This is a genomic window from Phenylobacterium sp., assembly GCF_031425575.1.
In the GTDB taxonomy this organism is placed as follows: domain Bacteria; phylum Pseudomonadota; class Alphaproteobacteria; order Caulobacterales; family Caulobacteraceae; genus Phenylobacterium.
On the sequence record NZ_JANPJP010000307.1, the window covers coordinates 1 to 7,962 of the forward strand.

10 protein-coding genes, 1 pseudogene and 1 riboswitch are annotated in these 7,962 nt (G+C 67.5%); of the genes and pseudogenes, 5 read left to right on the top strand and 6 right to left on the bottom strand.

Annotated features, from left to right (window positions below; translation table 11 throughout):
• Positions 1–767, bottom strand: a pseudogene (locus RMO97_RS17245) (TonB-dependent receptor plug domain-containing protein); the annotation flags it as partial.
• Between the two features lie 242 nt (positions 768–1,009).
• On the opposite strand from RMO97_RS17245, the gene yghU reads away from it, so the two are divergent.
• Positions 1,010–1,891, top strand: a complete 882-nt coding sequence (gene yghU / locus RMO97_RS17250) for a glutathione-dependent disulfide-bond oxidoreductase (RefSeq protein ID WP_310542256.1) — start codon at positions 1,010–1,012, stop codon at positions 1,889–1,891.
• Positions 1,892–1,942: 51 nt separating this feature from the next.
• Here the strand turns inward: yghU and RMO97_RS17255 are convergent, their stop codons facing one another.
• Positions 1,943–2,353 (bottom strand): PaaI family thioesterase, encoded by a 411-nt coding sequence (locus RMO97_RS17255; RefSeq protein WP_310542257.1) that lies wholly within the window; start codon positions 2,351–2,353, stop codon positions 1,943–1,945.
• Complete coding sequence (locus tag RMO97_RS17260) at positions 2,353–2,850, bottom strand: 6,7-dimethyl-8-ribityllumazine synthase (RefSeq protein ID WP_310542258.1); 498 nt, start codon at positions 2,848–2,850, stop codon at positions 2,353–2,355. Before RMO97_RS17260 ends, RMO97_RS17255 begins: the two co-directional genes overlap by 1 nt.
• 91 nt (positions 2,851–2,941) lie before the next feature.
• Positions 2,942–3,106, bottom strand: a riboswitch (FMN riboswitch).
• Positions 3,107–3,302: 196 nt separating this feature from the next.
• Here RMO97_RS17260 and RMO97_RS17265 point away from each other — a divergent pair.
• Positions 3,303–3,623, top strand: coding sequence for a hypothetical protein (locus RMO97_RS17265; protein ID WP_310542259.1), 321 nt, complete (start codon positions 3,303–3,305; stop codon positions 3,621–3,623).
• Here RMO97_RS17265 and RMO97_RS17270 read toward each other — a convergent pair.
• Genes RMO97_RS17270 through RMO97_RS17280 form a run of 3 tightly spaced genes read right to left on the bottom strand, consistent with a single transcriptional unit; the run spans position 3,620 to position 5,490 of the window.
• Positions 3,620–4,063 (bottom strand): flagellar basal body protein, encoded by a 444-nt coding sequence (locus RMO97_RS17270; protein ID WP_310542260.1) that lies wholly within the window; start codon positions 4,061–4,063, stop codon positions 3,620–3,622. The two genes, RMO97_RS17265 and RMO97_RS17270, sit on opposite strands and share 4 nt — an antisense overlap.
• Positions 4,064–4,072: 9 nt before the next feature.
• Positions 4,073–4,384, bottom strand: a complete 312-nt coding sequence (locus RMO97_RS17275) for a rod-binding protein (RefSeq protein ID WP_310542261.1) — start codon at positions 4,382–4,384, stop codon at positions 4,073–4,075.
• The gene (locus RMO97_RS17280; protein WP_310542262.1) at positions 4,384–5,490 is read right to left on the bottom strand and encodes a flagellar basal body P-ring protein FlgI; all 1,107 of its coding nucleotides are present in this window, start codon (positions 5,488–5,490) and stop codon (positions 4,384–4,386) included. Before RMO97_RS17280 ends, RMO97_RS17275 begins: the two co-directional genes overlap by 1 nt.
• Before the next feature lie 219 nt (positions 5,491–5,709).
• Here RMO97_RS17280 and RMO97_RS17285 point away from each other — a divergent pair, with 219 nt between their 5' ends.
• From RMO97_RS17285 to RMO97_RS17295, 3 genes are all read left to right on the top strand, one after another.
• On the top strand, positions 5,710–6,141 hold the full coding sequence (locus RMO97_RS17285) for a flagellar assembly protein FliX (protein ID WP_310542263.1): 432 nt from the start codon (positions 5,710–5,712) through the stop codon (positions 6,139–6,141).
• A 98-nt stretch (positions 6,142–6,239) separates the two neighbouring features.
• Positions 6,240–6,668: an RNA polymerase-binding protein DksA gene (gene dksA / locus RMO97_RS17290; RefSeq protein ID WP_310542264.1), complete on the top strand. Its 429-nt coding sequence runs from the start codon at positions 6,240–6,242 to the stop codon at positions 6,666–6,668.
• 419 nt (positions 6,669–7,087) lie between these two features.
• Positions 7,088–7,962, top strand: an 875-nt coding sequence (locus RMO97_RS17295) for an ABC-F family ATP-binding cassette domain-containing protein (RefSeq protein WP_310542265.1), incomplete at its 3' end; no start/stop codon positions are given.

The window sequence follows — 7,962 nt, forward strand, 5'->3', positions numbered from 1 at the left end:
TTGTACCAGAACAGCCGGCTGAAGGTGGGCACTTGGATGCCGTTGCCGGTGGCGGCGCCCGAGGCGACGGGGGCGCCGGCGGCGGTGTATTCCCGCACCGAGGGGTTTTGGGATTCCACCTGCGGGATGTCGTAGTCCAGCTGCTCGTGGGAGGCGCCGACGACCACGCCCCACTGATCCTCGGCGCCGAAGGTGCGGCCCGCCGCGAAGGCCAGGCGGTAGGAGGGCTTGTCGTTGCGCACGCCGCCGCTGCGCTCATAGTCGCCGTAGGAGGCCATGCCGTTGAAGAACGGCCGACCGGCGTCGAAGGCCGAGCGGGTGGTGACATTGATGACGCCGCCGATGGCGTTGCCGTCATCTTCCGGCGTGACGGTCTTGATGACTTCCAGGCGGCCGGCCATCACCGATGGGACGATGTCCATCGGCACGGTGCGGCCGGTTTCGTCCACCGAGGCCAGCAGGGCGCCGTCGATAGTGGTGCGGTTGTAGGTGGAGCGCAGGCCGCGGATGACCGGGAAGCGCGGCTCGCCCTGGTCTTCCATCACCGAGATGCCGGGGATGCGGCGCAGGGCGGCGGCGGTGTTGTGGTCGGGCAGCTTGCCGATGTCGTCGGCGGAGACCACGTCGGCGACGACGAATTCCGAACGCTTGACGGCGATGGCGGCGCGCTGGGCCTCGCGCTGGCCGGTGACGACGATCTCCTCGACATCCGTCTGGGCGAGCGCCACGGCGGGCGCGCAGAGTGCGGAGCTGGCCAGCAGGACGGCCATCAGGTTCGGAATGGATTGAAGCTTGGACATCTGCGCCCCCGGTTGCAGTTATGCGACGGCGCTTAGGGACGCTCCGTGACGGCGGCGTCACCGGGGTGTGGGGGTTCCGTGTCGGTCGCGTTACGGGCCGGTGACGATTGATCCGAGGGCGGACGAAGCGCCATCCGCGACCTTCCCATTGGACTCGACGCACCCCACATCGCACTCTGACGCAACACAATCGCCTGGGAGGGCGCAGCATGACCAATTTCCCCGAGACCTATGTTCCGCCCAAGGTCTGGACCTGGGACAAGGAGAGCGGGGGGCGGTTCGCGGCGATCAACCGGCCGATCGCGGGGCCGACGGCGGAGAAGACCCTGCCGGTGGGGCGTCATCCGCTGCAGCTCTATTCGCTGGGCACCCCCAACGGGGTGAAGGTGACTATCATGCTGGAGGAGCTGCTGGCCCTGGGGCACTCAGGCGCCGAGTATGACGCCTGGCTGATCAATATCGGGACCGGGGACCAGTTCGGCTCGGACTTCGTGGCCATCAATCCCAACTCCAAGATCCCGGCCCTGCTGGACCGCTCGGGGCCCGAGCCGATCCGGGTGTTCGAGAGCGGCGCGATCCTCATCCACCTGGCCGAGACGTTCGGCAACGCCTTCCTGCCCACCGCGCCGGGGCCTCGCGCGGAGTGCATGTCCTGGCTGATGTGGCTGATGGGCTCGGCGCCGTTCCTGGGCGGCGGGTTCGGGCACTTCTACGCCTATGCCCCGATGAAGATCGAATACGCCATCGACCGCTACGCCATGGAGGTGAAGCGGCAGATGGACGTGCTGGACCGCAGGCTGGCGGAGGCCGAGTACGTCGGCGGGGCGGAGTACACCATCGCCGACATGGCCATCTGGCCCTGGTACGGCGGCATGGCCAAGGGGGTGCTGTACGAGGCCGGCGAGTTCCTGGACGTGGCGTCCTACAAGCACGTCAACCGCTGGGCCGACCAGGTCGCCGCGCGGCCGGCGGTGAAGCGCGGCCGGATGGTCAACCGCACCTTCGGCGAGCTCTCGAGCCAGCTGCGCGAGCGGCACGAGGCCAGCGACTTCGAGACCAGGACGCAGGACAAGCTGGAGGCGGCGAAGTAGAGGCGCCTTTCCTCCCCTGTCGCGCAGCGAACGGGGGAGGAAAACGCGGCGTCAGTTCACCTTCCGCACTACCTTGAACACCGCGTTGGCCCGGGCGCAGGGCTCGCCGTCGGCGGTGACGAAGGCCTGGGCGAAGCAGAGGCTGCCGCCGGGTTTGACGAAGATGGTGTCGAACTCCAGCCACTGGCCGACCTGGGCCGAGGCCAGGAAGTCCAGGGTGAGGTTGACGGTCACCAGACGGGCGCCCTCGCCCAGGCGGCAGCCGCAGGACAGGCCCATGGCGTTGTCGGCCAGAGCGCTGATCAGGCCGCCGTGGACGAAGCCGCGGCTGTTGGTGTGAGCCTCCGTCACTTGCAGGCCCAGGACCACGGCGCCGCCCGTTTTGCGGCTGTAGAGCGGCTCCCACGGGTCGGTGAGGGGACTCTTTCTGTAGTGGGGTTCGAACCCTGTGGGCGCCTCCATCACGCAGCCTGACTGACGCGCTGCAGGCCTTCCAGGGTCTTGGCGCAGGCGACGGCGGCCTCGGCGCCCTTCTGGACGAAGTGCTCGGCGAAGAAGGCCTGGTGGATGTCGTGCTCATGGAAGTGATGCGGGGTCAGCACCACGGAGAACATCGGCACCTCGGTCTTCAGCTGCACCTGCATGAGGGCTGAGACCACGGTCTCGGCGACGAACTCGTGGCGGTAGATGCCGCCGTCCACCACCAGGGCGCAGCCGACGACGGCGGCGTACTTGGCGGTCTTGGCCAGCGTCTGGGCGTGCAGCGGAATCTCGAACGCGCCGGGCGTCTCGAACACGTCGATCATGTGCTCGGGGAAGCCGAGTTTCGCCATCTCCGCCAGGAAGCCCTTGCGGGCCTGGTCGACGATGGCGTGGTGCCAGGAGGACTGGACGAAGGCGATGCGGGCGGGGCGATAGGCGCCGTGCGCGGTGGGCAGCTCGTAAGTGACTTGGGTCATGGTCGTCTCCCATAGGTGGATGAACCACGACTCAGGGAGACACTGACGACGGATCGAGAGTCCACGCGCGGACGCGTGGCGACCCATCAACAGTGGTTCTCATAACCGGACTCTAACCGTCGGCCCCGGGATCACACCGGTGTCTGCTGTCCCTGGAGGGTCTAAGACCCTGCAGGCGCCCGCGGGCTCGTCCAACGGCCAGATGGTCGTTGGCATTACCGCCGGTGGGGACTTTCACCCCGCCCTGAGAACGCGTCCGCCGGAAAAGCCCGACGATACGGTTAGGCTAGACCCAAAGGCGGGGTTCAAACAAGCGTTTTGATCTGGGGCGGTGGACGGGCCCGGCGGGGCGCGGCTAATTTCCCTGCGAACGAGGGCCCGACCATGAGCGACGACGACGAGGGCGGCTATGACGTCGACGACTGGAGCCGGCTGAAGGCCTCACGCGCGGCGTGGCGACCCTGGAGGACGTCCAGGCCAGGGCGGCGATCTTCGCCCTGGCGGACACGCAGAACGCGCGCGTTCTCGAGATGCCGCTGCCGCAGCCGCTGATCTGGTGGAGCGACGACGGGGAGCAGGCGGCCGTGGCGGTGCAGGCCGAGGTCCACGACACCGAGGACGGCGAGACCATGGAGGTGCTGGGCCTGGTGTTCCCCGACGGCGGCGGCGGCGTGGCCCTGCTGGACGACATCGACCTGGTGGGCGACACCGATCCCACCTGGCGCCAGCTGGTGGCCGACGCCATCGGCGACGAGAGCGGCGACGAAGCCTAGGCGCGCTTGTTCAGGGTGATGCTGGTGGCCGAGGCGGCGGTGGAGGGGGCGCCCTTGAGGCCGTAGCCGGCGCCGGTGGTGCGCTGGGCGGCGACCTCGTTGGCGATGGTCTTGACCAGGCCCTCGGTGACCGTGCGGGCGGCGTCCAGCGCGCGGCCCTGGCGGGCCAGCACGCTGTCGAAGGCCTCGGTGGCGCGGATCAGGCGGTTGCGCTGGTCGAGGGGGGCGGCGGCCACCAGGCCCGGATTGGCCCGGACCCGGGTCGACTCGTGGCGGTAGATATTGGCCAGGCGCGAGGTTTCCTCGATATGGGCCATGGCCTCCAGCGGGCGCTGCTGCTCGAAGGCCTGGGCCTCCAGGGCCACCAGCTCGGTGAGGCGCTCGGTGAGGATCACCAGTTGTTCGACGCGGTCGGCGGCGTCCAGGGCGGAGAGAGCCATCGTGATTTCCTAACTCAGACCTTGAAGCTTCAGCATTTCCTTGGCGACGACGTCGGCGATGCCGACCCCGCCCGTCTTCACGACCTGCTTGGCCATGGCCTCGTTCATGAAGGACTTGAACACCTCTTCGCCCTGGCCGCCGCCGAAGGGTTCGGAGACCTTCACGTCCTTCATCATCTGGCCGAGCATGACGGTGAGGAACGAGCCCTCGAAGTCCTTGGCCGTCTTGGCGATCTGGCCCCGCTTGGCCAGTTCGGCGGCGCTCATGGGCGCAGGCGCCGGGGGCGCGACGTTGAGCGCGGGGGCGACGATGTCGGCCATCACATCACCTCGATGTCGGCTTGCAGGGCGCCCGCGGCCTTGATGGCCTGCAGGATGGAGATCATGTCGCGGGGCGTGACGCCGAGCGCATTGAGACCGGCCACCAGGGTGGAGAGCGACGCGCCCTCGCGCAGGGTGATCAGGCGCTTGCCCTTCTCCTCCTCCACCGAGACGCCGGACTGCGGCACGGTGACGGTGCGGCCCTGGCTGAAGGGGGCGGGCTGGCTGACGGCCGGGTTCTCCTGGACGCTGATGGTCAGGTTGCCCTGGGCGATGGCCACGGTGGAGATGCGGACATTGTCGCCCATGACCACCACGCCGGCCACTTCGTCGATCACCACCCTGGCGGCGTCGTCAGGCTCGACGGTGAGATTCTCGATCTGGGCGATGAAGCTCACCATGTTGGTGCCGGGCGCCGGCTGAATGGTGACGATGGTGGGGTTGTCGGCCCGCGCGCAGCCGGGGAAGCGGGTGTTGATCACGTCGGCGATGCGCTTGGCGGTGGTGAAGTCGGGGTTGCGTAGGGTCATGCGCATCTGGGCCATGCTGGCCAGCTGGAAGCCGATCTCGCGCTCGACGATGGCGCCCGAGGCGATGCGGCCGGCGGTGGGGACGCCCTTGGAGATCGAGGAGCCCGAGGCGCCGCCCGCGGAGACCGAGCCGGTCTGCACCGTGCCCTGGCCCACGGCGTAGGCCTGGCCGTCGGCGCCCAGCAGCGGGGTGACCAGCAGGGTGCCGCCCTGCAGGCTCTTGGCGTCGCCGAGCGCCGAGACGCTGGCGTCGATGGGGGAGCCGGTGGCCACGAAGGCCGGCAGCTTGGCGGTGACCATGACGGCCGCCACGTTCTTGGTGTTGAGGTTGGCGTCGCGGGTGTTGACCCCCAGACGCTCCAGCATGGCTTCCAGGCTCTGCTTGGTGAAGGGGGCGTTGCGCAGGCTGTCGCCGGTGCCGTTCAGGCCCACCACCAGGCCGTAGCCCACCAGCATGTTCTCGCGGACGCCCTCGAACTCCACGATGTCCTTGATGCGGGACTTGGCGAAGGACGGGCCGGCGGCGAGCGCGGCGGCCAGCAGGACGGCGCTGAAGAGGCGAAGCGATCGACGCATGAAACCCCGGGGGCGAACGAACAGGAAGAAGTCGTTCTTGCCTATGCGATGGGCGTGCCAGTCGAGATCGGGGAAAACCTCAGCGATTCCAGGGGTTGGCGATTCGCCGCGGCCGGCAGGGGGCGCCGTGGCGGCAGAAGTTGCCCGGCATTAACCATACCCTAAGCATGCCGGCGCGATGAGTGGGATGAAACGTCAGGTCAAGAGTTCGACTCACCCATGAAGGTCAACGGAACAAACGGCGTGGGATCGGTGAGCGGGGTTTCCAAACCCCGGTCCGCCGACGGGCAGGGCTTCAGCCTGCCGACCGCCGGCGCCGCGTCGGCCCCGGCCCAGGTCGCCCGCGCTGCGGGCCTTTCCGGCGTCATGAATGTCGACGCCATCCTAGCGTTGCAGGAGATGGGCGGGCCGCTGGAACGTCGCCGCCGCGCGGTGCGCCGGGCGGGTCGCCTGCTGGATGTGCTGGAGGAGGTCAAGCTGGGCCTGCTGTCGGGGGAGATGACGGCCGACAAGCTCGACGCCCTGAGGATCGCCATCCGCGACGAGCGCGAGGGCACTGAGGACACGCGCCTCGAAGCTGTTCTCGATGAGATCGAAACCCGGGCCGCCGTAGAGCTCGCCAAATTGGAATGCGCGGGGCATGCGGCTTAATCGTCCGCAGGAAGCGAGCTTCGTTGAATCGTCAATTCGTTTTGGTATAAGCGCCCAGCGTGTCTTAAGGGGCGGTACTCAGGGGGCGTGAGGCGTAAATGACCACAGCCGCAGTGATGGCTGACAAGCCAGGCTATGTTCCTTCCGAGGACGAGCCGTTCATGAACGAGCGTCAGCTTGAGTATTTCAAGCAGAAGCTCAATGCGTGGAAAGAGGACATCCTGCGGGAATCCCGCGAGACCCTCATCCATCTGCAAAGCGAAACCGAGAACCATCCGGACCTGGCGGACCGGGCGACGTCGGAGACCGACCGAGCCCTGGAACTCCGGACCCGTGATCGCCAGCGTAAGTTGATCTCCAAGATTGACGAAGCCCTGCGCCGCATCGCCGATGGCTCGTACGGCTACTGCGAAGACACTGGCGAGCCGATCGGCGTCGCCCGTCTTGACGCCCGGCCGACGGCGACGCTCAGCCTCGAGGCGCAGGAACGCCACGAGCGCCGGGAACGCGTCCACCGCGACGACTAAGGTCGTCGGGTGCACGGCTGTCCTAAGGCCCTCTCAGGGTGCGGAGAGGGTTCGCGGGCTGATGCACCGACCTTCGCAAATACCCCGCTCCTACCGGCGAAGGCCGGGACCCAGATTCACGCCGGGCGGCTGTGAGCGTTCGTGTGGTTCGTGTGGTTCGAGGACAATCTTGACCTGCCTCACGGCGTCGCGGTCGGAAGTGCTGGGACCACAAGCCACACGAACCACACGAACGAGGAATGCTGACCGAAGGCCTGAGATGAATCTGGGTCCCGGCCTTGGCTGCTTCGCGCCGCCCTTCGGGTCGCCGGGATGAGCGGTTGGATGACCGACCTGTTCGGCGCGCCAATCGTCGCGCTCGGACGTGAGATGGCTCTGAGGCTGGCCTTCCCCCTCCAGCCGAGCTAGCAGACCGCCCCATGATCCGCCTCGACAACATCTCCAAGCAAAACGGCCACCAGATCCTGTTCATCGAAGCCTCGATGGGCGTGCAGAAGGGCGAAAAGGTCGGGCTGGTCGGTCCGAACGGCGCCGGCAAGACGACGCTGTTCCGCATGATCACTGGGCAGGAGCAGCCGGACGATGGGCTGGTGGCGATCGATCCCGGCATGACGATCGGCTATTTCAGCCAGGATGTCGGCGAAATGTCCGGCCAGAGCGCGGTCGCCGCGGTGATGGACGGCGTCGGGCCCGTCAGCGCGCTCGCCACCGAGATGGCCCAGCTTGAGGCCGCCATGGTCGATCCGGACCAGGCCGATCAGCTGGACGCTGTCATGGAGCGCTATGGCGAGGTGATGGAGCGCTTCCAGGAACTGGATGGCTACGCCCTGGACGCCCGCGCCCGCGAGGTCCTGGCCGGCCTGAGCTTCAGCCAGGAACGCATGGACGGCGATGTCGGTCTGCTGTCAGGCGGCTGGAAGATGCGCGTGGCGCTCGCCCGCATCCTGCTGATGCGGCCCGATGGCATGCTGCTGGACGAACCCAGCAACCACCTGGACCTGGAGAGCCTGATCTGGCTTGAGGCCTTCCTGAAGAATTACGACGGCGCGCTGCTGATGACCTCGCACGATCGCGCCTTCATGAACCGCATCATCGGCAAGGTGGTGGAGATCGACGCCGGTTCGCTCATCACCTATTCGGGCGATCTCGACTTCTACGACCAGCAGCGCGCGATGGGCGAACAGCAACGCCAGGCGCGATACGAGCGCCAGCAGGCCATGCTGGCCAAGGAAATCAAGTTCATCGAGAAGTTCAAGGCGCGCGCCAGCCACGCCGCCCAGGTCCAGAGCCGGGT

Bases quoted from the DNA above. Each gene is read 5' to 3' on its own strand.
- RMO97_RS17280 (WP_310542262.1), bottom strand. From the start codon at position 5,490: ATGCGTCGATCGCTTCGCCTCTTCAGCGCCGTCCTGCTGGCCGCCGCG.
- RMO97_RS17270 (WP_310542260.1), bottom strand. From the start codon at position 4,063: ATGGCTCTCTCCGCCCTGGACGCCGCCGACCGCGTCGAACAACTGGTG.
- dksA (WP_310542264.1), top strand. From the start codon at position 6,240: ATGACCACAGCCGCAGTGATGGCTGACAAGCCAGGCTATGTTCCTTCC.
- yghU (WP_310542256.1), top strand. From the start codon at position 1,010: ATGACCAATTTCCCCGAGACCTATGTTCCGCCCAAGGTCTGGACCTGG.
- RMO97_RS17255 (WP_310542257.1), bottom strand. From the start codon at position 2,353: ATGGAGGCGCCCACAGGGTTCGAACCCCACTACAGAAAGAGTCCCCTC.
- RMO97_RS17275 (WP_310542261.1), bottom strand. From the start codon at position 4,384: ATGGCCGACATCGTCGCCCCCGCGCTCAACGTCGCGCCCCCGGCGCCT.
- RMO97_RS17285 (WP_310542263.1), top strand. From the start codon at position 5,710: ATGAAGGTCAACGGAACAAACGGCGTGGGATCGGTGAGCGGGGTTTCC.
- RMO97_RS17260 (WP_310542258.1), bottom strand. From the start codon at position 2,850: ATGACCCAAGTCACTTACGAGCTGCCCACCGCGCACGGCGCCTATCGC.